The organism is Rhodoferax lacus (genome assembly GCF_003415675.1).
In the GTDB taxonomy this organism is placed as follows: Bacteria; Pseudomonadota; Gammaproteobacteria; order Burkholderiales; family Burkholderiaceae_C; genus Allorhodoferax; species Allorhodoferax lacus.
Window position 1 is genome coordinate 62,624 of the sequence record NZ_QFZK01000004.1, and the last position, 23,816, is coordinate 86,439.

General features: G+C 65.3%; 20 protein-coding genes. 10 read left to right on the forward strand and 10 right to left on the reverse strand.

Features of this window, described 5'->3' with window-relative positions:
- Positions 1–10 precede the first annotated feature (10 nt).
- From DIC66_RS08370 to DIC66_RS08385, 4 genes are read right to left on the reverse strand one after another with little or no spacing between them, the layout of a single operon-like run.
- Complete coding sequence (locus DIC66_RS08370; RefSeq protein ID WP_117176047.1) at positions 11–1,228, reverse strand: ABC transporter permease; 1,218 nt, start codon at positions 1,226–1,228, stop codon at positions 11–13.
- The gene (locus DIC66_RS08375; RefSeq protein WP_117176049.1) at positions 1,228–2,010 is read right to left on the reverse strand and encodes an ABC transporter ATP-binding protein; all 783 of its coding nucleotides are present in this window, start codon (positions 2,008–2,010) and stop codon (positions 1,228–1,230) included. Before DIC66_RS08375 ends, DIC66_RS08370 begins: the two co-directional genes overlap by 1 nt.
- Positions 2,007–3,338: an efflux RND transporter periplasmic adaptor subunit gene (locus DIC66_RS08380; RefSeq protein WP_117176051.1), complete on the reverse strand. Its 1,332-nt coding sequence runs from the start codon at positions 3,336–3,338 to the stop codon at positions 2,007–2,009. The genes DIC66_RS08375 and DIC66_RS08380 overlap by 4 nt, the downstream gene beginning before the upstream one ends.
- Complete coding sequence (locus DIC66_RS08385; protein ID WP_199534690.1) at positions 3,335–4,840, reverse strand: efflux transporter outer membrane subunit; 1,506 nt, start codon at positions 4,838–4,840, stop codon at positions 3,335–3,337. The genes DIC66_RS08380 and DIC66_RS08385 overlap by 4 nt, the downstream gene beginning before the upstream one ends.
- A gap of 192 nt (positions 4,841–5,032) precedes the next feature.
- Here DIC66_RS08385 and DIC66_RS08390 point away from each other — a divergent pair, with 192 nt between their 5' ends.
- The gene (locus tag DIC66_RS08390; RefSeq protein ID WP_117176053.1) at positions 5,033–5,566 is read left to right on the forward strand and encodes a Dps family protein; all 534 of its coding nucleotides are present in this window, start codon (positions 5,033–5,035) and stop codon (positions 5,564–5,566) included.
- A gap of 37 nt (positions 5,567–5,603) precedes the next feature.
- Positions 5,604–5,891, forward strand: a complete 288-nt coding sequence (locus DIC66_RS08395) for a sll1863 family stress response protein (protein WP_147321274.1) — start codon at positions 5,604–5,606, stop codon at positions 5,889–5,891.
- Positions 5,892–5,951: 60 nt separating this feature from the next.
- Here the strand turns inward: DIC66_RS08395 and DIC66_RS08400 are convergent, their stop codons facing one another.
- The 5 genes from DIC66_RS08400 to DIC66_RS08420 form a co-directional block, all read right to left on the reverse strand.
- The gene (locus tag DIC66_RS08400; protein ID WP_117176057.1) at positions 5,952–6,770 is read right to left on the reverse strand and encodes a beta/gamma crystallin-related protein; all 819 of its coding nucleotides are present in this window, start codon (positions 6,768–6,770) and stop codon (positions 5,952–5,954) included.
- Positions 6,771–7,694: 924 nt separating this feature from the next.
- Entirely contained in the window at positions 7,695–8,531 is an 837-nt protein-coding gene (locus DIC66_RS08405) for a response regulator (protein ID WP_117176059.1), read from the reverse strand.
- Positions 8,532–8,655: 124 nt separating this feature from the next.
- Positions 8,656–9,063, reverse strand: a complete 408-nt coding sequence (locus DIC66_RS08410; protein WP_117176061.1) for a phage holin family protein — start codon at positions 9,061–9,063, stop codon at positions 8,656–8,658.
- A 4-nt stretch (positions 9,064–9,067) separates the two neighbouring features.
- On the reverse strand, positions 9,068–9,367 hold the full coding sequence (locus tag DIC66_RS08415; protein ID WP_117176063.1) for an ElaB/YgaM/YqjD family protein: 300 nt from the start codon (positions 9,365–9,367) through the stop codon (positions 9,068–9,070).
- A gap of 30 nt (positions 9,368–9,397) precedes the next feature.
- Positions 9,398–10,012, reverse strand: a complete 615-nt coding sequence (locus DIC66_RS08420) for a hypothetical protein (protein ID WP_117176065.1) — start codon at positions 10,010–10,012, stop codon at positions 9,398–9,400.
- 166 nt (positions 10,013–10,178) lie between these two features.
- On the opposite strand from DIC66_RS08420, the gene DIC66_RS08425 reads away from it, so the two are divergent.
- The 8 genes from DIC66_RS08425 to DIC66_RS08460 all read left to right on the forward strand — a co-directional run bounded on the left by DIC66_RS08425 (position 10,179) and on the right by DIC66_RS08460 (position 23,166).
- Positions 10,179–10,493: a BON domain-containing protein gene (locus DIC66_RS08425; RefSeq protein ID WP_117176067.1), complete on the forward strand. Its 315-nt coding sequence runs from the start codon at positions 10,179–10,181 to the stop codon at positions 10,491–10,493.
- 56 nt (positions 10,494–10,549) lie between these two features.
- On the forward strand, positions 10,550–10,774 hold the full coding sequence (locus DIC66_RS08430) for a glycine zipper 2TM domain-containing protein (protein WP_117176068.1): 225 nt from the start codon (positions 10,550–10,552) through the stop codon (positions 10,772–10,774).
- A gap of 9 nt (positions 10,775–10,783) precedes the next feature.
- Complete coding sequence (locus DIC66_RS08435; RefSeq protein ID WP_117176070.1) at positions 10,784–10,942, forward strand: DUF3309 domain-containing protein; 159 nt, start codon at positions 10,784–10,786, stop codon at positions 10,940–10,942.
- 223 nt (positions 10,943–11,165) lie between these two features.
- Entirely contained in the window at positions 11,166–11,840 is a 675-nt protein-coding gene (locus DIC66_RS08440) for a Crp/Fnr family transcriptional regulator (RefSeq protein ID WP_199534691.1), read from the forward strand.
- Between the two features lie 157 nt (positions 11,841–11,997).
- Complete coding sequence (locus tag DIC66_RS08445; RefSeq protein WP_117176074.1) at positions 11,998–12,753, forward strand: Crp/Fnr family transcriptional regulator; 756 nt, start codon at positions 11,998–12,000, stop codon at positions 12,751–12,753.
- A 129-nt stretch (positions 12,754–12,882) separates the two neighbouring features.
- On the forward strand, positions 12,883–13,653 hold the full coding sequence (locus DIC66_RS08450) for a GGDEF domain-containing protein (protein ID WP_117176075.1): 771 nt from the start codon (positions 12,883–12,885) through the stop codon (positions 13,651–13,653).
- Between the two features lie 76 nt (positions 13,654–13,729).
- Positions 13,730–14,440 (forward strand): OmpA family protein, encoded by a 711-nt coding sequence (locus DIC66_RS08455; RefSeq protein ID WP_117176077.1) that lies wholly within the window; start codon positions 13,730–13,732, stop codon positions 14,438–14,440.
- A gap of 20 nt (positions 14,441–14,460) precedes the next feature.
- A complete protein-coding gene (locus tag DIC66_RS08460; protein ID WP_117176079.1) occupies positions 14,461–23,166 on the forward strand; it encodes a glycoside hydrolase family 94 protein in 8,706 nt (2,901 codons plus the stop codon).
- Between the two features lie 105 nt (positions 23,167–23,271).
- On the opposite strand, the gene DIC66_RS08465 is transcribed toward DIC66_RS08460, so the two are convergent.
- On the reverse strand, positions 23,272–23,694 hold the full coding sequence (locus DIC66_RS08465) for a PAS domain-containing protein (RefSeq protein WP_117176081.1): 423 nt from the start codon (positions 23,692–23,694) through the stop codon (positions 23,272–23,274).
- Between the last annotated feature and the right edge of the window lie 122 nt (positions 23,695–23,816).

Sequence of the window (23,816 nt, forward strand, 5' to 3'; positions counted from 1 at the left end):
GGCCCTTGATTTATTCGTGGCGCAGGGCTTCGATGGGGTCCATCTGCGCGGCGCGGCGCGCCGGAAAATAGCCAAACACCACGCCAATGCCCGCGGAAAAAACCAGGGCCAGCAGGTTGATGGCCACATCAAATACATAGGGAACGGACATCCACAGCGACAGGGCGTACGAGGCCGCCGTGGCGATCAACACGCCGATCAAGCCGCCCAGTGCCGACAGCACCACTGCCTCGATCAGAAACTGCAGCAGCACCTCGCCCTCCAGCGCGCCCACGGCCAGGCGCAGGCCGATCTCGCGGGTGCGCTCGGTCACGCTCACCAGCATGATGTTCATGATGCCAATGCCGCCCACCAGCAGGCTCACCGCAGCTACGGCGCCCAGCAGGTTGGTGAGCACACCCATGGTGCTCGACAGCGTATCGGCCAGCTGCTGGGTGTCAAAGATATTGAAGTTGTCGCTGTCGGCCTCGGTCAGCTTGCGGCGCTCGCGCAGCAGCTGGCGCATGCCGGCCTTGACGGTGGTGCTGTCGCTGCCGTCTTCCATGGACACGGCCAGCGTGCCCACCTTGCGATTGCCGCTGACGCGCCGCTGCAGGGTGTGCAGGGGCAGCAGCACCATGTCATCCTGGTCGCCCATGCCGCCCTGGCCCTTGGAGGCCAGCACACCCACCACGTCGCAGGAAAACTGTTTGACGCGCAGCTGCTGGCCCAGGCCGGTCTGGCCCACGGTGCCACCAAAGATTTCACGCCGTACCGTCTCGCCGATGATGCACACGGCGCTGCCGCCCTGTTGCTCGTCATCGGCAAAGAGGCGGCCGCTGGCGAGTTTCCAGTTGCCGGCCTCGAACCAGGCGTTGGTGCTGCCGGTGACATTGGTGGCCCAGTTGCGGCCATTGGCCACCACCGTCACGGCTGCGCGGCCTTGCGGCGCCACAGCGGCCACGCCGCCAATTTGCGCAGCAATGGCATCGGCATCGGCCTCGGTGAACTGCGGCACACCGCCGCCCCCGCCGCCGCCGCCCATCACCCGCTGCCCCGGTGACACCAACAGCAAATTGGTGCCCAGACTGGTGATCTGCAATTCAATCGCGGCCGTGGCGCCGTTGCCCAATGTGACCATGGTGATCACGGCGCTCACGCCAATCACAATGCCCAGGATGGTGAGAAACGAGCGCAACAGATTGCGCCGCACCGAGCGCAACGCCAGCAGGAACACACTGGTCCACATCAGATGTCTCCTGCCAGGGTGGCGGCGTCGTGCAGGGCTTCGGGCGCTGCAGTAATGGGGTGGGGGTTGGTCTGGTCGCGCGCAATGCGGCCGTCCACAAAGGTCACCATGCGCCGCGCGTACGCCGCCATGTCGGGTTCGTGGGTGACCATCATCACGGTGATGCCATGGTCGCGGTTCAGGGCTAACAAGAGGCCCATGATCTCGTGGCTGCGCTGCGTGTCCAGGTTGCCGGTGGGCTCGTCGGCCAACACCACGGCCGGTTGCGTGACGATGGCGCGGGCAATCGCCACGCGCTGCTGCTGGCCGCCCGAGAGTTCGGCCGGGGTGTGGCTCTCCCAGCCACCCAGGCCGACCGACTGCAGGGCTTGGGTGGCAGCCACGCGGCGGTCAGCCGCGCTGTCGCCGCGGTAGAGCAGGGGCAGCTCCACGTTCTCTTGCGCCGAGGTGCGCGCCAGCAAATTGAAGCCCTGGAACACAAAGCCCAGGTAGCGCCGGCGCAGGCGTGCGCGCTGGTCGCGCGTGAGGGCCTCCACATGCGCGCCCTTGAACAGGTACTGGCCGGTGCTGGGTGTGTCCAGACAGCCCAGGATGTTCATGGCAGTGGACTTGCCCGAGCCGCTGGGCCCCATGATGGCCACGAATTCGCCGGGCGCAATCGACAGGTCAATGCCGTGCAGTGCGGTTAGCTCGGCAGCACCCTTGCCGTAGGTTTTGGTGACGCCCAGCAGCTGGATCAGCGGCGTGCCGTCGCTGGCGGCGGCGTGGACCGTGGCGCTCATGGCGCGGCCACCTTCTTGTCGGTCACCACCAGCATGCCCACTTTCAAATCGCCGCCGGTGATCTCCGTCATGTGGCCGTCGCTGATGCCAGGCGTCACGGCCACGGCCGTGGGCTCGCCTTTGCCGTCGGCCGGCAACACCCAGACCTGCTTGGCCGCAGCCGTGCTGGCGCCCTCCGCCGCGGAGCGGCGCGTGTTGTTGCCGGGCATGCGCGGCAGCAGGCTGGCGGTGACTCCCTTCTTGGCGGCACCGGCTGCCGGTGCCGCCGTGGGTGTGAAGCGCAGGGCACTGTTGGGCACCAGCAGCACGTTGTTGCGCTGGGTGGCGGTGATGGTGGCCGTGGCCGTCATGCCCGGGCGCAGGGCCAGGTCGGTGTTGTCCACATCCAGGTAGGTCAGGTAGGTGACCACGTTGTCGGTGATGGTGGAGCCAAAGCCCACCCGCGTGATGAGCGCCGGGAATTGGCGTGCCAGAAAGGCGCTCACGGTGAAGCTGGCCTTTTGCCCGACCTTGACGGCGCCTACATCGGCCTCGTCCACATACACCCACAGGCGCAGTTTGGACAGGTCCTCGGCCACAGTGAAGAGCGTCACCGCCTGCAGCGAGGCGGCCACCGCGTTGCCGGGGTCCACCGTGCGCGTGAGCACAATGCCGTCGGAGGGTGCGGTGATCGACGCCTTGCCCAGGTTGATCTGGTCGGTGGCCAGCGCAGCCTGCGCATCGCGCACGGTGGCCCGGGCGCTGGCGTCATCGGCCACCGAGCGGGCCACGGTGGCGCGGGCGCTGTCGAGCTCGGTGAGTGAGGGCACCTTGCCGCCCGAGAGGCGGGCCACTTCTTCCAGGCGTTTGAGCGTGGTTTGCGTCTCGGTCAGCGTGGCCGCTGTTTGCGCGACCCGGGACTGGGCTGCGCTGACGGTGGCCTGCGAGCGCAGGATCTGGTTGCTCAGCTTGGAGGTGTCCAGCACCACCAGCACCTGGCCTTTTTTCACCCGGTCATTCACATCCACATTCACCTTGAGCACCGTGCCCGAGAGCTCGCTGCCGATGTTGATGGAGCGTGTGGGCTGCAGCGTGCCGTTGGCCGTGACCGTCAGCGTCAGGTTGCCCATGCTGGCGGCCTGCGTGCTGTAGGTGGGTGCGGCATTGGCGGCCTTGCGCGCCTGCCAAACCCAAAGGCCTGCACCGGCCAGCAGCACGGCTGCAGCACTGGCCCAGACCCAGGTGCGCAGGTACCAGACGCGCACCGGCGGCTCATCCAGCAGGGCCTGGATGGTGGCCTGGTCTTTGGCCGAGGTGGGTGGGTTGGTGGGTATGTTGGGTGTGGTCATAGTTCGGAGTTCCTGAGATCGCTCTGCCAGCCGCCGCCCAGTGCCTTGTACAGGCGCACATGGTCGGCGCTGACAGCGGCATAGGCGCTGGCCACACTGTCCTGGGTGGACAGGCGGGTGCGCTGGGTGTCCAGCACGGTTTGAAAATCCACCAGCCCGCTTTGAAAGCGCTGGCCGGCCAGTTCGGAGGCATTGGCTGCCGAGGCGGCTGCCAGGCGCAGACTGGCCAGGCGCAGGCGGTCGCCGCGCAGGGCCACCAGGGCGTCTTCCACGTCGCGCAGGGCCCCCAGCACGCTGGTCTTGTAGGCCGACTGGGCCTGTTCCAGCGCGGCATGCTGGGCCCGCACCTGGGCCGAGAGAGCACCACCTTCAAACAGCGGCAGCGACACACTGGCCAGGAGGCCGCTGACCACGGTGGCGCCACTGCCCAGGCCCACCAGAGTGAGCGCATTCAGGCCGATGGAGCCGCCCAGCCTGAAGCTGGGCAGGCGCGCGGCTTCGGCCTGTGATTCGCGTGCCGCCGCGGCCGTGATCTGGTACTCGGCAAAGCGCACATCGGCGCGCTGGCGCAAGGTCTCGGCGGGAAAGCTCAGGGTAATGTCGTCGGCCGGTTGCGGCACGCTGGCCACGGGAGCGAGCTGGCCCAGCAAGGCCTCGGGTGTGCGCCCGGTGAGGATGGCAATGGCATGTGCGCCCTGGTCTATGGAGACCTGCAGCGCCGGAATCAGCGAGCGGGTTTGCTCCAGCGCCGTGCGCGACTGCTCTGTCTCCAGCGTGGTCACCAGACCGGCCTGCAGGCGCCACTCCACGATTTGCAGCGTGTCGAGTTGAATGGCCAGATTGCTGCGCGCAATCTCCAGGCGCTCCTGCGCATTGCGCAGCGCAATGTAGTCCAGCGCCAGTTCGGCGGCGATGGACACCTGCACATCGCCCAGGCTGGTGGCGCTGGCGGTGGCTGCCGCCTCTGCAGCGTTCACGCCGCTGCGGTTGGCGCCAAACACATCGATCTCCCAGCCTGCATCCAGGCCCAGCGCGAAGCGGTCGGTGCTGGTGTTGGTGTTGGTGTTGGTGTTGGTGCCGGTACCGGTGTTGTCATTGCTGTTGTTGACGCGGTTGTTCTGTGCCGACAGCGTGGTGCTCAGCGTGGGGTAGAGGCTGGCGTTGGAGACGTCACGCAGGGCGCGCGCCTGGCGCACGGCGGCACGGGCCGAGGCAATGGTCGGGTTGGCGCGCAGCGCATCGGCCACCAGTGCGCTGAGCTGCGGGTCGTCAAAGCGCAGCCACCAACTGGACAGATCGGAGCTGCGCTCCAGGGTGGTGTTTTGCCAGCGCGCGGGCACATCGATGAAGGGGGGCGTGCTGCTGCCCGGTGCGGTGCTGGCGCAGCCCGTCAGCAGGGCACACAGCAAGCCGAGGGACAGCGCATGCCGCCCCACGGGGCTGGCCACCACGGAGCGCCTTCGCACCGGCGTTGGCTTGGCAGGCAAAAACAGGGGTGGCATCGGTTTCCTCACAGCAGGTCCCGGGGCGCGCAGGGTGCGCGGTGGAGGAACTTGGCGCTGAGTCTGCGCGGCACCGTGCCTGGCGTATGTGCGCTGGCACACGGCAGGCAGATGTTGTGCAAGGTGTTGGGCAACGCACAGACAGCGCCAGCCATCCGTTCCACCATGCACTTCTTAACCCGGGAGCCCCCTATGAAAACCACTGAAATTGCCAAGATCCAGGACCTGCAAACCCGCCGCGCCGCGCCCCTGGCCACGCCCACCGACCTGGGTGCCGAGGCCACGCTGGAAATCAGCGGCTCGCTCAACACCGTGCTGGCCGATGTGTTCGCGCTGTACCTGAAAACCAAGAACTTCCATTGGCACATGAGCGGCAGCCACTTCCGTGACTACCACCTGATGATGGACGAGCAGGCCACGGAGTTGTTTGCCATGACCGACCCGCTGGCCGAGCGCATCCGCAAGGTAGGTGGCAAGACCCTGCGCTCGATTGCCCACATTGCCCGCCTGCAGCGCGTGCTGGACAACGACGCCGACTACGTTCAGCCGCTGGACATGCTGGCCGAGCTGCGCGATGACAACCGTGACCTGGTGGGCCATCTGCGTGCCGCCCACGGTCTGTGCAACGCGCTGCGCGACATTGCCAGCGCCGGCTTGATCGAAGGCTGGATAGACCAGACCGAACAGCGCTGCTGGTTTCTGTTTGAAGCCACCCGCAGCACCTGAGCCAGGCAAGCACAACCCAACCCCCAAGGACCACACCATGTCAAAACTACGCGACGAATACACCGCCCGGATCAAGCTCCAACTCGACGAACTCAACGCCCATGCCGCCGTCATGGAAGCCCGTATGCAAGTGGCCAAAGCCGAGGTGCGCGCCAGCTACCTGAGCGAGCTGGCCAAGCTGCGCTTGCAGTCGGACCAGGCCGCTGTGCAACTGCACGCCATGCAAGCCGAGGGCGAAGCCGCCTGGGACCAGACGGTGGTGAAGATGGACAAGGTGCGGGATGCCTTTGTGCACGCCTTCAAGGACTTCAAGGCGCAGTTCTAAAACCACCCTGACGTACAAAAGCCCCGCGCCTTACGACGCGGGGCTTTTGTGTTTGGCGATTTAGCGGCGCGGTTCGCGCGGCTCGCCGTTGCCGTTGACGGAGATGGTGCGGCCCGGGTCATTGCGCATTTGCACATGGTGGGGCTGGCCGCGGAAGATGTAGGTCACATCCCAATAGGCTGGCGTGGTGCTGGGGGTGCTTTCGCAGCGGCGCACGTCGCGTGTGCTGGGGGCTGATTCCTGGTTTCCAATGCGCGAGCCAATCACGCCACCGGCCACTACGCCTCCGGCTGTGGCGATGTCCTTGCCCACACCGCCACCCACCTGGTGACCCAGGATGCCGCCTATGAGTGCACCGGCAATGGCGCCGCCCACATTGGGCTCGCGCTGGCCGCCGGCGACCTGCTGGCGCTCCACCCAGCAACGCTCTTCGGGCGGGCCGACCACGGCGCGCACCGAGCTCACCGGCACCTCGCGGATGCGTTCACTGGGGCGACGCTGGTATTCGTAAACTGGTTGGGCTTCGGGCATGGGTGGCGGGCGCTGCATGCCGGCTGCGGCCGGGCGAACGGAAGAGATACGGTCGTTCATGCCCATAGAGCGCAGCGAGTCGTAGTTGCCGGGGCGCAGCACTACGCAGCGGCCTTCAAAGCGCACGTCTTCGCAGACCTCCCAGCGTCCGCCGCTGATGATGGCCGAAGAGGCCCGGTCATTGAAGCCGTAGCGGGTGAAGTCGTTGACCCAGCTGCTCGCAGCAAAGCTGCGGCCGCGGAAGTCATCGTTCTCGTAAAAGGTGATCTGGGCGGCTGCGATGGTGCTGACGGTCAGTGCCGCCAGTCCGCAGGCCAGGGCCAGGTTGTTCTTGGTTGATAGCTTCATGGTTGTCTCCAGTAGAAGCCTTGAGCATCCTTCTTTCAGACGTTGCGGTCTGTGCGGCGGGGCACATTGGATGCCTTTCGCCTTTGGTACGCCTATGGGTGTGCGCGCGGGAGGGGCAAGGGCGAGCGCCTCATAGTGGAGTACCACAAATCATCGCCCGCCCTTGCCCCTCCCGCTTCGGCATTACTTAAGTCAGGCTCAAATCCTGAAGAAGTTGCGCGCAACTTTGACCAGGACGCAAACATCGGCCGACGGAGGACGTGTCCGCGGTCATGCGCATATCGCCGGGGTAATTCACTTCAGGCTGATTGCAGTTGCTGAAGGGGTGTTCTACGATGTCGGCAGTGCCGCGTTTGCAGTCATACGTCTTTTTCAATCGCTGCGCGGGAAGGGGGTATGCCGGACACCTCATGGCGGGGTACCGCAAATCGGCGCCCGGCACACCCCCTTCCCGCGCGACCCCCGTGTGAACCAGCGATTCAGGACATTGCGCGCCGGTTGGACGCTCGATGTTCGGTATTTTTCGTCAAGTGCAGCAACGCCCCAGTGAGCAGGAGGGGCAAGGGCGGGCGACGATTTGCGGTACTCCGCCATGAGGAGCTCGCCCTTGTCCCTCCTGCGCACCCACATGCAGGTACGAAACCTTCTATCGCCAACTAGTGGACGCACTTGAAGGCCCGCAAACAGCCCTTCAGAGTCAATCCCAACATAACGTGTTCAAGCCCACCGATCAACGGAGCGTGGTCGTACGGGAATGGGAATGCAAAGGCATCTGCCGTTTCACAGCACGCCGTTCGGCGCACGGGTATGAAAGCAGGTTGTGTGCAAGGGGTCGCGCGGGGAGGGGATACGCCGGGCGCCGATTTGTGCTCGCACTATGAGGTGCCCGGCGTATCCCCTCCCCGTGCAGCGGGCGAAAAAGCTTTACGGCCGGTCCGTCACTTCCAGCCCAATCCCGCGGTAACCAATAAACGTATTCAGGCGGTCGAACATCGGCTCGCCGCTGATGTGAAAGCGCTGTACTGCGCCGTCGCCACGGGTGCGGCAGAGCAGGAAATCCAGAAACGGTTCGCGCGCTTCAATGCGGGTCTTGAGTTCTTCGTGTTGCACGGCGTCCCAGCCGCCGTTGGGCAGCTCGGCAAAGCGGCTGTCCTGGGCTTCTGCGGGTGCGTTGTCCATGCGCGTGCCCAGCATCTCCAGCACCGGGCCGGTGATCTTGGTGAAATTGCCGGTGTCGTCCTGCTCCCAGTACCAGTCGCTGGCCAGCTCGGTCAGGCTGCGAAAACGCGCCTCGCTCTCGGCCAGCTCGGCCGTGCGCAGGGCTACGCGGGTTTCGAGCTCCTTGTTGTTCAGTTCCAGCAGCTTGTAGAGCAGTTGCACCTCCAGCATGTTGCGGATGCGAAAGCGCAGCTCGGTCAGGTCAAAGGGCTTGCTGACAAAGTCGCGCGCGCCCATTTGCAGGGCCTGCACCTTGTGGGCAGGTTGCGCGGTGATCACGATCACCGGCAGAAAAGCGTCCTGCAGATTTTTCTTGAGCTCCTGCATCACCTGGAAGCCGTCCATCTCCGGCATCTGCATGTCCAGCAAGATCAGGTCATAACGGTGTTGCTGGTGCAGGCTGGCCACCTCGGTCGGCTGCATGGTGCTGCTGATACGGCTGTAGCCCGTGTCCAGGAGCATTTGCGTGAGCAGGGCCACATTGGCTTCCTGGTCGTCGACGATGAGGATATGGGCTTGGAGGATGTCGGAGTCGGCGATCATGGTGGTGGTGTCTCGGGGGGCGTTATGTATTGTGTGGTGTGACCATAGTAACGGGCACAGTAACTTCCGTCTTTTGAACGGTATGTGCGGTGCGCCACATAAGGCGCACCGCCGGCCCGGTTTGTCAGGACGGACCCGCCGGTGGCGGGCTGCGCAGCTTGCGCCAGGCCAGGAACAGCAGCACGCCGCTGCCCAGGTTCTGGCGTGTGGCCGGGAAGGCCAGCGTGCGTGCCTGGCTGCGCATGGCCAGCAGCAGGCCTGCGCCCACCAGCAGATTGAGCAGCACCGCCAGCAGCAGGGCCAGGCTGGCACTGCTGCCCCGCTCGACCAGCCACAGCACGGCCGCAGCACACAGTCCCAGCCAGGCCGTGCACAGCAGCAGCCCGGCCACCATGCCGTAGGCCAGCATCAGCGCCAGGGCCTGGCCGGCCCGCTGGGCCTCCAGGTCCAACAGGCGCAGCTGCGCGCGGGCGGCAGTGCGCACATCAGCCAGCAGCTGGCTGAACGTGCCCTTGAGACTGTCGGGCTTCATGCTCTTAGCGCTGGCGCAAGGCCCAGCTCAGCAGGAAGCCGGTGGCCACGGCTACGCCGACGGAAGTCAGGGGCTTCTCGCGCACATAGCCGCGTGCGCCGCGCACGGCCTGGGCTTGGGTGTCCTTGAGGTATTCGCCGGACTGCGCGGCCCGGTCCACCGCAGAGGCTGCCACATCGGCCAGGCGTTCCACGGCCTGGTGCATGCCCGAGAGCAGGTGGTCTACCACCGGGCGCAGGGTGTCGGCCGAAGCGGCATAGGCCTTGTGGGCGGCGGAGTCGAGGCTGGAATTGAGTTCAGTCATGGTGTTTCCTTTGGTACGTTGGTGGGTGGCTTAGTTCTGGCCGTAGGTGGTCTTGGCTTCAGCAATGCACTTGGACTTGGCGTCCGAGGCGAAGGCGTTGCACTTTTCGGCGGCGCTCTTGTACTGGGCTTCGCGGATGTCGGACGTAGCATCCTTGCGGGCGCTGGCGTTCTTGTCGGCTGCCTTGTCTTCAGCGGCATTGATGGTCTTGTCTGCGGCCTTGTTGTTCTGCACGGTTTTTTCAGTCAACTTGGCTTCGGCCAGGGCTGCGGTGTGGGCGCTCTTGGCTTCGGTGCGGCACACATCCTTGGGGTTGCCGGCCTGGTCATCGCATTTTTCCTTGGCCACGGCAAAGGCGGCGTCGGCTTTGGCCACGTTCACCTGGTAGCTGTGCTTGGTGGAAGGCTCGTACTGCGCTTCGAGTTCGGCCAGGGCCACGTTGTCGCGTCCCTTGGCTTCTTCGAGGCAGATGTCCTTGGCATTGGCGGTCTGTGCGTCGCAGGTAATTTTGTCGGCCTTGAGCTGGGCGGAGATGCTGGCCTTGGCGGCCTTGTATTCCACCTTGGTCATGGGGGCTGCCGATGCGCTGATGCAAAAGCCCAGCAACAGTGAAGCGGCGAGGGTGGTGAGAGATGAAGTACGCATGGTGTTGTCCTGAACGGAGTGGTTAAGCAGACTGCAGCTTAGGACGCAGACTGTTTTGGGTATGTACGCCAGCGTACCGACGCCGCAGGGCGTGCGTCCTATTCTCAAAACGTTCGCTGCTTCAGCGTGCATTCCATAACCACCCCATAACCACCCGGAGAACACCATGACCCTTTCTTTCAAACGCGTATCCATCGTCCTTGCAGCTACTTCCATGGCGCTGCTGATGGGCTGTGCCGCTACTTCCAAGTCCGAAGGTACCAGCCAGTACATCGATGACTCGGTGATCACCACCAAGACCAAGGCCGCCATCTTCAATGACGCCAACCTCAAGGCCACTGAAATCAATGTGGAAACCTACAAGGGCCGCGTGCAGCTCAGCGGCTTTGTGAAGTCGCAAGCCGACATCAACCACGCTGTGGACCTGGCCCGCGCGGTCGAAGGTGTCACCTCGGTCAAGAACGACATGCGTCTGAAGTAAGCCGCCTTCCCTGATTCCCTCATTCCCTCATTCCCTCAATCTTTCGGAGTATCACCATGATCAACACACATATCGCCAAATCCGTTGTGGCCGCCGTGGCCGCCACCCTGCTGCTGAGCCTGGGTGCCTGCAGCAACATGAGCCCGCAGCAAAAGAACACCGCCGTGGGTGCCGGTGTGGGCGCAGCAGCCGGCGCCATCCTGACCGGTGGCAGCGTCATCGGAACCGGTGTGGGCGCTGCAGTAGGCGGCGTCATCGGCAACGAAGCCAACAAGCGCTAGGAGTCCGCCATGAGCCTTGGAACCATTCTTCTGGTCATCCTGATCCTCATGCTGGTGGGGGTTTTCCCTGCCTGGCCGCACAGCAGCAGCTGGGGTTACGGGCCCACAGGCGGCGTCGGCTTGCTGGTGTTCATCATCATCGTGCTGCTGTTGATGGGCCGACTGTAGGTGTGAATAAAAGTGCCGATGTGGCCGCATCCGGAAATTGCCTGGCTTCCGGATGCGCCGGGTGCACGGCACGCAGGAACACAAAACAACGGGGGTTTTGTGCGTCTGCATACACAAGTCGTGAGCGCGATGTTTAGCGCGCACACTCGACGCGTGTCTTCCATGTCATACATGCCATCCAAGCGTCCTGAGAAATCGAATGTTGCAGAGCCAATTGCCAGTAGTGAACAAAATTCTTGCCTGCCTGCCACGTCTGGACTACCAACGTTTGCTTGCCTCCATGGAAACGGTGGAGCTGACCGCAGGCGACGTACTCTGCGAACCCGGTGAAGCCGTTCGTCATGTGTACTTTCCCTCTGACGCACTGTTGTCGCTGCTGAACCTGGTGGACACGGAGGACGTGTTTTCCGTGGCCTTGATGGGGCGCGAAGGCATGATAGGCGCGGCCAGCGTCATGGGCTCGCAGTTGTCGCCCTTTCGGGTGATTGTGCTGGGCTCGGGCACGGCCCTGCGCATGAAGACCAAACTGTTTGTGCAGGAGTTCCGCAGCAACGAGGTGTTGCGCGATGCGGTGCTGGGTTTTGTGCTGGCGCTGACCCTGCAGATTTCCGAGAACGCCGCCTGCAACCGCTTCCATGTGATTGAAGAGCGCCTGGCGCGCTGGCTCCTGATGATGCGCGACCGCTTTTCGTCTGGCCAGTTCCACATCACCCACGAAATGATGGGCCATATGCTGGGCGTGCGCCGTGTGGGCGTGACCAACGCGGCCCATTCCCTCAAGCAGCGCGAGCTGATTGACTACAGCCGCGGCGCCATCGACATCATTGATGGTGTGGGCCTCAAAGCAGCAGCCTGCGGTTGCTACCGCATGGTCGAAGGCCGGCACGGCAAGGCTTGAAAAACCAGCTGTCTTGTATGGACGGTGGTGCATCACCCTCTTCAATGACTGCTATGTGTGGCAGCGCACCATGCGCTTTGGCAATAAGCCTTAAGCTGCAGAAAATTCATTACCGTGCCTGGCTGTCTTGCATTGAGTGAGTACCGAAGGCCACCCCATGCTCCAGCCCCACAACCCCTTTCAGAACCATTTGCTGGCAGCCCTGCCGGCAGCGGAGTTCAAACGCCTGGAAGCTGACCTGGAACTGGTGCAGATGCCGCTGGGCCATGTGCTGTACGAGTCCGGTTGCAAGCTCAACCATGTGTACTTCCCCACCACCTCCATCGTGTCCCTGCTGTATGTGCTTGAAGACGGCGCCTCGGCCGAGATTGCGGTGGTGGGCAACGAAGGCATTCTGGGCATCTCGCTCTTCATGGGCGGTGACACCACGCCCAGCCGGGCCGTGGTGCAAAGCGCGGGCTGGGGTTATCGCCTCAAGGCGCATGTGATGAAGACCGAGTTCAAGCGCGCAGGGCCCTTGCTGTTTTTGCTGTTGCGCTACACCCAGGCCCTGATCACGCAGATGACCCAGACGGCTGTCTGCAACCGCCACCATTCCATTGAGCAGCAACTGTGCCGCTGGTTCCTGCTCAGCCTGGACCGGCTGTCCTCGCACTCGCTGACCATGACGCAGGACCTGATTGCCAACAACCTGGGTGTGCGCCGCGAGGGCGTGACCGAGGCCGCGGGCAAGCTGCAGCGTGCGGGCTACATCCGCTATGCGCGTGGCCACATCACCGTGCTGGACCGGCCTGGCCTGGAAAAGCGCGTCTGTGAATGCTATTCCGTGGTGAAGCTGGAGTTTGACCGCCTGCTGTCAGACATCCTGCCGGGTGACCCCCACCAGGTGCTGGGCAAATCCTCGCCTGACTAGACAGGCTGCTGCAAGACTGCAGGTTCGCGGGACTGCACCTTGCGTGTGCCTGCGCACCGACACGCAGGCGGTGTGGTGCCATGCTGGACTGGTGGCCTCAGGGCTCACCATTACAAAAAAGGACACTGCATGCCGCTACGGAAAATGAACGCGCGTACGACCTCGGTCAAGCGCAACCTGCTGCGGCTGCAGAGCCAGGTGCAAGCCAAGCGGGCTGAACTGCAAGGTCTGCAAACCCGGCTCAATACCCTGCGTGCCCAGGAGCAATCCGAGGTACCCCAGGCCAATGCGCACTGGGTGCAGTCGGCCCTCAATGCCCAGGTCTCGGCGCTGGCCGCCGTGAGCCGTCTGGATGAGCTGGCCATTGCAATGCAGTGCGATGCGCTCACCAACACACCCAACCGTGCCTTGCTGCTGGACCGGCTGCAACGCGCCATCGCATTGGCCCAGCGGCGCCGCAGCTACACCGCAGTGGTGTTTCTGGATGTGGACCATTTCAAGAACATCAACGACACCCTGGGACACGCCACGGGTGACGCCGTGCTGCAGATGGTGGCGCGTCGTCTGCAGGCGGCGGTGCGCGACTCGGATGCCGTGGGCCGCCACGGCGGCGATGAATTCCTGGTGCTGCTGGCCGAGGTGTCCACACCCGAAGACGCGGCCCGGATTGCCCGGAAAATCATTGCCGACGTGGCCGCACCCAGTGAGGTAGGCGGGCACACGCTGCAGGTGTCGGTGAGTGCGGGCATTGCCCTGTACCCCGATGACGCCCATGACGCACAGTCCCTGATCAGCCTGGCTGATGCCGCCATGTACCGCTCCAAGCGCAGCGGTGGCGGCTGCTACACCTTCCATTCCGACCCGCCAGACACCGCGGCCGGGGTGCACGCGCGGGCCTGATGCACGAATGTGCGATTCCGCACAGACCTCTGCAGACGCAGTGCCTAAGCTCAGGGTTACTTAACCAGGAAACCCTATGAAAACCCTCTCGCTTACTCTCGTTGCCGCCGTCATTTGCTCCATGCCCGCTCTGGTGCTGGCAGCCGACAACGTCGCACAAAATCCCGCCTATGTGGTGGATGGCTCCAGCAGCAACGTCAAGAACGCCAGCGGTGAATGCTGGCGCACCGGCGAATGGACGCCTGCCCTGGCCACCGCACCCTGTGATGCCGTGATCGCACCAGTAGCCGTCGTGGCAGCACCTGCCCCCATGGCCGCCACACCCGTGCCTGAACCCAAGGCTGCTCCTGCCCCTGCGCCCGCACCCGTGGTGGTGCTGGTGCCTGTGAAGCAGAAGATCAGCTTCTCGGGCGACGCACTGTTTGCCTTTGACAAGTCGGTGCTGCGCCCTGAAAGCCGCGAATTGCTCGACGGCCTGGCACGCCAGCTCACGGGCACCACCTCTGACTCCATCACCGTCACCGGCAACACCGACCGCATCGGTTCGTCCAAGTACAACCAGAAGCTCTCCGAGCAGCGCGCCGTGGCCGTCAAGGATTACCTGGTGAGCAAGAACGTGCAAGCCACCAGCATCGTGGCCCGTGGCGTGGGCGAAACCGAGCCCGTGACCCAGCTGGCTGACTGCAAGGGCAACAAGGCCAATGCCAAGCTGATCGCCTGCCTGCAGCCTGACCGCCGCGTGGATGTGGAAATGACCGGCACCAAGACGGTACCTGCAGCCAAGTAAGGGCTGCAAGGCAGGCAGTGATGCAAGCGTTCCAGGCCATTCGCACCGCCCTGCGGGGTGTGGCACCTGGCTTGCACCTGCCACGGGCCTGGCCGGGCCCCGGTCCGGCCGATGTGCCGCTGCGTGCAGAGCTGTTCAACGCCGAGCAGATGGAGCGCCATGGCCAGACCCTGGCGCAAGCTCACAGCCTGCAGGCCGGTCGCGGACGCGACTTGCTGCTGCAGCGCCTGGATGCCAATGCGCTGGTCCTGCAGCAGGCCTGTGACCTGTTGATGGAGTCGGTGCGCGCAGGGCGGCGCATCACCCCGGCGGGCGAGTGGCTGCTGGACAATTTTTACCTGATCGAAGAGCATATCCTCACGGCGCGCAAGCACTTCTCCAAGTGGTATAGCCGCGAGCTGCCGGTGCTTGCCAACGGTCCCTCGCGGGGCTTGGCCCGCGTCTATGACATGGCGCTGGAGATCATCTCGCACGGTGACGGCCGGGTAGACCCGGAGAACCTCAACCACTTCGTGGCGTCCTACCAGAACGTGGCGCAACTCAAGCTGGGCGAGCTGTGGGCCATCCCCATCATGCTGCGCCTGGCCCTGATCGAGAACCTGCGCCGCATTGGCGCACGCGTGGCCCAGAGCCTGCAGGAGCGCAACCGCGCCAGCAGCTGGGCCGACCAGATGCTGCACGTGGCCGAGCACGACCCCAAGAACCTGATCCTGGTGATCTCGGACATGGCGCGTTCGGGCACCACCCTGGGCAACTCCTTTGTGGCCGAACTGGCGCGCCGCCTGCAGGGCCACAGCACGGCCCTGGCCCTGCCGCTGACCTGGATAGAGCAAAGCCTCTCCGAGTCCGGCCAGACCATCGAGCAGCTGGTGCATTCCGAAACCCAAAGCCAGGCCATCAACCAGGTCTGCATCAGCAACAGCATTGCCAGCCTGCGCCTGCTCAGTGCCACCGACTGGCGCGACTTCGTCGAAGAACAAAGCCTGGTGGAGCACACCCTGCGCGAAGACCCCTTGGGGGTGTACCCGCGCATGGACTTTGCCACCCGCGACCGCTACCGCCATGTGGTGGAGAAGACCGCCCGCCTGGCCAAGAGGCCCGAGGCCGAGGTGGCGCGCAAGGTACTGCAGCTGGCGCAGCATGCGCAGAGCGTGGCGCAAACACAGGCTTCCACGCCTGAGCCGCAGGCTCCGTCCACCCACGTGGGCTATTACCTGGAGGGCGCTGGCCTGCCGGTGCTGGAGCGCGCCCTGCAAGTGCAGCTGCCCCAAACCCTGGCCCTGCAGCGCTGGGCCCGTACCCACCCGCTGCCGCTGTACCTGGGCGCCATGGTGCTGCTCAGCCTGGGCGGCAGTGCCGTGTTCCTGCAACTGGCGCGCGCCCAAGGCCTGGCGGGCTGGGCCTTGTGGCTGGCCGCGGGCCTGGCGCTGCTGGCCTGTGGCCAATTGGCCCTGACGCTGGTGAACTGGCTGGCCACCTTGCTGACCACACCCCATGTGCTGCCGCGCATGGACTTTTCCAAAGGCATGGCGGCCGATGCGCGCACGCTGGTGGTGGTGCCCACGTTGCTCACCAGCCCGGCCTCGGTGCAGGCGCTGGTGGAGGCTCTGGAGGTGCGCTTTCTGGCCAACCAGGATGCGCAGCTGTACTATGGACTGCTGACCGACTGGGCCGATGCATCCAGCGAAACCCGGGACGATGATGCGCCGCTGCTGGCGCTGGCCAGTGAGGGCATTGCCGCGCTCAACCGCAAATACCCGGGGCCGGGTCAGGACACGTTTTTTCTGTTCCACCGCCCGCGCCTGTGGAATGCGCAGGAGCGCGTGTGGATGGGCTATGAGCGCAAGCGCGGCAAGCTCGCTGCGCTGAACGCGCTGCTGCGTGGCAAACCAGGCACGGCCTTCTCCTGCGTGGTGGGCGACACCGCCGCGCTGCAGCAGGTGCGCTTTGTGATCACCCTGGACACCGACACCCAGCTGCAGCGCGACACCGCACGCAGCTTCGCCGCCACGATGGCGCACCCGCTCAACCGCGCGCAGTGGGACGCACAGCGCCAATGCATCACCGCCGGTTACGGCATCCTGCAGCCGCGCATGGCGGTCAGCCTGCAAAGCAGCAACCGCTCGCGCTACGCGCGCCTGATGGGCAGCGAAGCCGGGGTGGACCCCTACACCCGCGCCGTCTCCGACGTCTACCAGGACCTGTTCCATGAAGGCTCCTTCATCGGCAAGGGCATCTACGACGTGGATGTGTTCGAGCAGGTGCTGCACCAGCGACTGCCCGACAACCGCATCCTCAGCCACGACCTGCTGGAGGGCTGCTACGCCCGCAGCGGCCTGCTCAGCGATGTGCAGCTGTATGACGACTACCCGGCCCGCTACGACGCCGACGTGAGCCGCCGTGTGCGCTGGATGCGCGGCGACTGGCAGATCGCCTCGTGGCTGCTGCCGCGTGTGCCCGGCTTTGTACCGGGTGTGCGCGAGGCCAATCCGCTGTCCTGGCTGTCGCAATGGAAGGTGCTGGACAACCTGCGCCGCAGCCTGGTGGCCCCGGCCACGTTGGCCCTGCTGCTGCTGGGCTGGGCCCTGTTGCCGCAGGCCCTGGGCTGGACACTGGCCGTGCTGGCCCTGTGGCTGCTGACCCCCGTGGCCTCCAACCTCTGGAGCCTGCTGCACAAGCCGCAGGACCTGCCCTGGCGCCAGCATGCGCGCACCGTGCAGGGCGCGCTGCAAAAGCAGCTGCTGCAGGTGGCCCTCACGCTGGCCCTGCTGCCGCACGAGGCCTGGTTTTGTCTGGACGCGGTGCTGCGCACCAATGCGCGCCTGCTGCTCACGCACCGCCGCCTGCTGGAGTGGCAGTCGTCGGACGCGGCAGCCCTGTGCCCGGTGCCTGCGGGCAGCGCGGCCGACCTGCGGCGCACGCTGGCGCGCATGGCCATGGCACCGCTGCTGGCGGTGGCCACGGCCGTGCTGCTGTGGCGTCTGGACGCACGCTTGCATACCCTGTGGCAGGTGGCGCCCATCCTGCTGGCGTGGTTGCTGGCGCCTGGTCTGGCCTGGTGGATCAGCCGCCCGGTCAGCGCAGCACCGGTGCAGCTGGACCTGTCGCAAACCCTGTTTTTGCGCCAGCTGGCGCGGCGCACCTGGCGCTTCTTCGAGCGCTTTGTGTCAGCACAGGACCACTGGCTGCCGCCCGACAACTACCAGGAGCACCCGGTGGCTGTGCTGGCGCGCCGCACCTCGCCCACCAACATGGGCCTGGCCCTGCTGGCCAATGCCACGGCCTACGACTTTGGCTACATCAGCAGCGGCCAGTTGCTGCAGCGCACGGCCGATGCGCTGCACAGCATGCAAACGCTGGAGCGCCATGCCGGGCACTTCTACAACTGGTATGACACGCAAACCTGCCAACCCCTGCTGCCGCGCTACATCTCGGCAGTGGACAGCGGCAACCTGTCGGGCCATTTGCTGACCCTGCGCCCGGCGCTGCTGGCGCTGGCCGACCAGCCCATCCTGAACCCGCGCACCTTCCATGGCATGGCCGATGCGCTGGGCAATCTGATCCTGGCTCTGGACGGCGCTGCCAGTGCCGAGCTGCAGCGCAGCCTGTCGCAACTGGCGCAGAAGCTGGAGCTGCAATGCAGCGCCCCGCCGCTGAGCGTGCGCACGGCCCTGCTGTGCCTGGACAGCGTGGCCACTCTGGGTGCCTCGCTGTTGGGCCTGCTGCAGGGCACCAGCGGTGACGCCGCAGCCCAGGCGCAGCCCTGGTGCCTGGCCTTGCTGGCGCAGTGCGCGGATGCCAGTGCCGAGCTGGCGCTGCTGCACGTCGCAGCACCCGATGCCGGCAATGCACCCGCACCGTCGGAGCCGCCATCCATTCCCACGCTGCGCGCCTTGGCCGCCGCGGGCCAGCCGCAGGCGCTGGCCCGTCTGGACCAGCTGGAAACGCTGGCGCGCCAGGCCGCTGCCATGGCGCTGGCCGACTATGGCTTTTTGTTTGATTCGGCGCGCCATCTGCTGGCCGTGGGCTACAACGTGGACGAGCGCCGCCTTGACACCGGGCACTATGACCTGCTGGCCAGCGAGGCCCGTCTGTGCAGCTTTGTGGCCATTGCCCTGGGCGAGCTGCCGCAGGACAACTGGTTTGCCCTGGGTCGCCGGCTGACATCGGCCGGCGCTGAGCCCACGCTCCTGTCCTGGAGCGGCTCCATGTTCGAGTACCTGATGCCCAACCTGGTGATGCCGGTGTATGCCAACACCCTGCTGGACCAGACCTGCCGCGCCGTGGTGCAGCGCCAGATTGCCTACGGTGAGCAGCACGGCGTGCCCTGGGGCATATCCGAGTCCGGCTACAACACGGTGGATGCGGCGCTGAACTACCAGTACCGCGCCTTTGGCGTGCCCGGCCTGGGCCTCAAGCGCGGTCTGGCCGATGACCTGGTGATTGCGCCCTACGCCTCGGCGCTGGCGCTGATGGTGCTGCCGGATGCGGCCTGCCGCAACCTGCAGCGCATGACAGACCAGGGCCTGCAGGGCGACTACGGCATGTATGAGGCCATGGACTTCACGCCCTCGCGCCTGCCGCACGGCCAGAGCGGCGCCGTGGTGCGCTCCTTCATGGCCCACCACCAGGGCATGAGCCTGCTGGCCATCTCGCATGTGCTGCTGGACCAACCCATGCCCCGGCGCTTTGCGGCTGAGGCCATGTTTCAGGCCACCGCGCTGCTGCTGCAGGAGCGCGTGCCCAATGCCGCCGTGTTCCAGGCCCACGCGCCCGAGCTGGCCGACATCCACAGCGCCGTTCTGGGCCAGGCCAGCCCCTTGCGCGTGCTGCGCCAACCGGATGCTGCCACCCCGGAAGTGCAGCTGCTCTCCAACGGCAGCTACCACGTGCTGGTGAGCCAGTCGGGTGGCGGCTACAGCCGCTGGAAGGGGCTGGACCTGACGCGCTGGCGCGAGGACGGAACGCGCGACAACTGGGGCAGCTTTTGCTATGTGCGCGATGTCGCAAGCGGTGACTTCTGGTCTGGCGCGCACCAGCCTACCCTGCAGGCCAGCGACAGTTACGAGGCCATATTTTCCGAAGGCCGCGCCGAGTTCCGCCGCCGCGACCACGGGCTGGAGACGCACACCGAAATCGTGGTCTCGCCCGAAGACGACATCGAGCTGCGCCGCACCCGCATCACCAACCGCAGCCGCAGCCGCCGCTCCATTGAGGTCACCAGCTATGCCGAGGTGGTGCTGGCCCCGGCCGCTGCGGACGCGCTGCACCCGGCCTTCAGCAAACTGTTTGTGCAGACCGAGATCGTGCGCGAGCGCCAGGCCCTGCTGTGCCACCGCAGGCCGCGTGACGCCGGCGAAGCCCCGGCCTTTTTGTTCCACCTGATGGCCGTGCACGGGGCCGATGCGCACGCCACCTCGTTCGAGACCGACCGCATGCGCTTTATTGGCCGCACGCGTTCGCTGCAGGCGCCGCAGGCGCTGGACGCCGATTGCCAGGCCCTGTCCGACACTGCAGGCCCGGTGCTGGACCCGGTGCTGGCCATACGCCACCGCATTGTTCTGGCACCTGGGCAGACGGTGACGCTGGACCTGGTAACCGGTGTGGCCGAGGCGCGCGAGCAGGCCCTGGCCCTGATGGACAAATACCGCGACCGGCACCTGGCCGACCGCGTGCTGGGTCTGGCCATCACCCACGCCTGGGTCAACCTGCAGCAGATCAACGCCTCCGAGGCCGATGCCCAGCTCTATGCCCGTCTGGCCAGCTCGGTGGTCTATGCCAACCCGGCGCAGCGCGCGCAGATGGCGGTGCTCGGAAGCAACCGGCGCGGGCAGTCCGGCCTGTGGGGTTATGGCGTCTCGGGCGATCTGCCTATCGTGCTGCTGCAGATCAGCAAACAGGACAACATCGAGCTGGTGCGCCAGCTGGTGCAGGCCCATGCCTACTGGCGCCTCAAGGGCCTGGCGGTGGACCTGGTGATCTGGAACGAAGACCATGCCGGCTACCGCCAAGCCTTGCAGGAGCAGATCATGGGCCTGATTGCCTCGGGCCTGGAGGCCAACTTCACCGACCGGCCCGGCGGCATTTTTGTGCGCATGGCCGAGCACATGTCGGCCGAAGACCGCACCCTGTTCCAGGCCGTGGCGCGCATTGTCATCAGCGACAAGCAGGGCAGCCTCATGGACCAGGCCAACCGCCGCCAGGGCCGCGAGGCGCGCACCCTGCCAGCCCTGCTGGCGCCGGTGGTCGCGCTGCCCGTGCTCAGCCTGCCGCCCGTGCCGCTGCCGGCCGGGCTGCAGTGCTTCAACGGCCTGGGCGGCTTCTCGGCCGATGGGCGCGAGTACGTCATAGCCACCACCGTGGATGAGAAGGGCCAGCACAGCAGCACGCCGCTGCCCTGGGTGAACGTGATTGCCAATGCCCACTTCGGCACCGTGGTATCGGAGAGCGGCAGCGCCTATACCTGGAGCGAGAACGCCCACGAGTTCCGCTACACGCCCTGGAGCAATGACCCGGTGAGCGACGGTACGGGCGAGGCCTGCTACCTGCGCGACGAAGAGTCGGGCGCTTTCTGGTCGCCCACGGCACTGCCCTGCGGCGGCGCCGGGCGCCATGTCACGCGCCACGGCTTTGGCTACAGTGTGTTTGCGCACACGCAGGACGGCATCGAGACCGAACTCACCGTGTTCGTGGACCTGAGCGCGGCCATCAAGTTCAGCCAGCTGCGCGTGCGCAACCGCTCGCAGCGTGCGCGCAAGCTCTCGGCCACGGGCTATGTGGAGTGGGTGCTGGGCGACCTGCCTTCCAAGTCGGCCATGCACGTGGGCACCGAGATGGAGCCCGGCAGCGGTGCCCTCCTGGCGCGCAACCCCTACAACCCGGAGTTTGGCGACCGCATGGCCTTCTTCGATGCCGATGGCGACACCCGCGGCCCCGGCGTGACCTTTAGTTGCGACCGGCGTGAGTTCCTGGGACGCAATGGATCGGTGGCGCGTCCGCTGGCCCTGCTGCGTACCGGCCTGTCCAACCGGGTGGGCACCGGGCTCGACCCGTGTGCGGCCATTCAGGTGCCGTTTGAATTGCAGGACGGGCAGGAGCGCGTCATCACCTTCCGCCTGGGAGCGGCCGGGCGGCGCGGCCTGGAGGATGCGCGCCTGAACGTGCAGCAGCTGCGCGAACCCATGGGGGCGCAGGGCGCACTGCAGGCCGTGCAGGCGTACTGGACGCAGACCCTGGGTGCGGTGCAGGTGCAAACGCCCGATGTGGCACTCAACCTGCTGGCCAATGGCTGGCTGCTCTACCAGACCCTGGCCTGCCGCCTGTGGGCGCGCACCGGCTTGTACCAGTCGGGTGGGGCCTATGGCTTTCGCGACCAGCTGCAGGACAGCATGGCCCTGGTGCATGCCGCGCCACAGCTGTTGCGCGAACACCTGCTGCGCTGTGCGGCACGCCAGTTTGTAGAGGGTGATGTGCAGCACTGGTGGCACCCGCCCCAGGGCCGCGGCGTGCGCACCCTGTGCTCGGACGATTACCTGTGGCTGGTGCAGGCCACCTGCCGCTATGTGCAGGCCACCGGCGACAGCGCGGTGCTGCTGGAGTCCGTGCCCTTTCTGAAGGGCCGGGCATTGAACCCGGAAGAAGAGTCGTATTACGACCTGCCGAGCGTCTCCGAGGAACACGAGAACCTGTACGCCCACTGCGTACTGGCTCTGCGCCACGGCCTGCGCATGGGCGCCCATGGCCTGCCGCTGATGGGCTCGGGCGACTGGAACGACGGCATGAACCTGGTGGGCATCAAGGGCCGGGGCGAGAGCGTGTGGCTGGCCTTCTTCCTGTTTGACACGCTGAAAAAATTCAGCGTGCTGGCGCGCGCCACCGGCGACATCGCCTTTGCCGATGAGTGCCTGGCGCATGCCGAGCAGCTGCGCCTGAATATCGATGCCCATGCCTGGGACGGCGACTGGTACCGCCGCGCCTGGTTTGACGATGGCACGCCCCTGGGCTCGGTGCAGAACGCCGAGTGCCAGATCGACTCCATCACCCAGAGCTGGGCGCAGATCTCGGGCGCGGGTGACCCGGTACGCACGGCCACGGCCCTGAACGCGTTGGAGCGCCGCCTGGTGAAGCGCGAGGAGGGACTCATTCAATTGCTCACGCCGCCCTTTGACACGTCGGCCCTGAACCCCGGCTACATCAAGGGCTACCTGCCCGGTGTGCGTGAGAACGGTGGCCAGTACACCCACGCAGCTATCTGGACGGTGATGGCCTTTGCTGCGCAAGGCGACAGCCAACGCGCCTGGGACTGCTTCAACCTGATCAACCCGGTGCGCCATGGCAGCGATGCGGCCTCTGTTGCCATCTACCAGGTGGAGCCCTATGTGGTGGCCGCCGACGTGTATGCCGTGGCCCCACACGCAGGGCGCGGTGGCTGGACCTGGTACACCGGGTCGGCCAGCTGGATGTACCGGCTGGTGCTGGAGTCACTGCTGGGCCTGCGCCTGGAGGTGGACACGCTGCACTTCACCCCCTGCCTGCCGGCCGACTGGCCGGGCTTTGCGATGCAGTACCGCTTTGGCGCGACGCTTTACGCGATCGAGGTCAAGCGGGTCAGTGCCGTGGATAGTCTGGCGCCTGTGACAGTACTGCTGGACGGCGTGCTGCAGCCGGGTGCTGCTGTGCCGCTGCACGATGACCTGGCGGCGCACACGGTGGTGGTGCGGGTGTAGGTGCTTCGCCCGTGAAGGGACGCCCCATTTCAGGGCAGGGCTAACGGTGTCAAAGTGACGGGATGTCTGCGTGCGACTTCCAAGGCATTCACACGAAGCGGCAGACTAATCGGACACCTTCTGGCTTCGAAGTACTTCTTCGGCTTGTTTTATCTTGGTAACGTTTTTCACGACGCCCACAAGCCCAATAAGTTGACCATCCTCTGAAAAAACAGGCGTCTTTATGGTCTCGTAACATTCCTGCGCTCCCGTCAGTTCATTGACTTGCCAAGCCTCGGAACGGGTGGGCTCGCCAGCTTCCATGGCATCTTTGTCTCGACCAGCAAAGTAGTCAGCCTCGTCCTTCACCAGAAATTCGTAATCTGACTTCCCCATAATTTGTTCCAGCGTATAGCCATACAGCCGCTCAAACGCGTGGTTTGCAAACAGGTACTCACCATTGGGATTCTTGAAAAAGACAATATCCTGAATGGCTTCACTGAGGCTACGGATGACCGCGCTCTTGTCTGTGGACGTCAGTTTTTCCATATGGGGATCAATGAATTGCTTTCGGCTTTACGGCTGACCAAGCATCAGTAACAAAAGCCAACAGGCCTGTTTCCCGAGCTTGGGTTGAAGCCAATCTTAGTCCAATCGAACCAGTTGTTTCG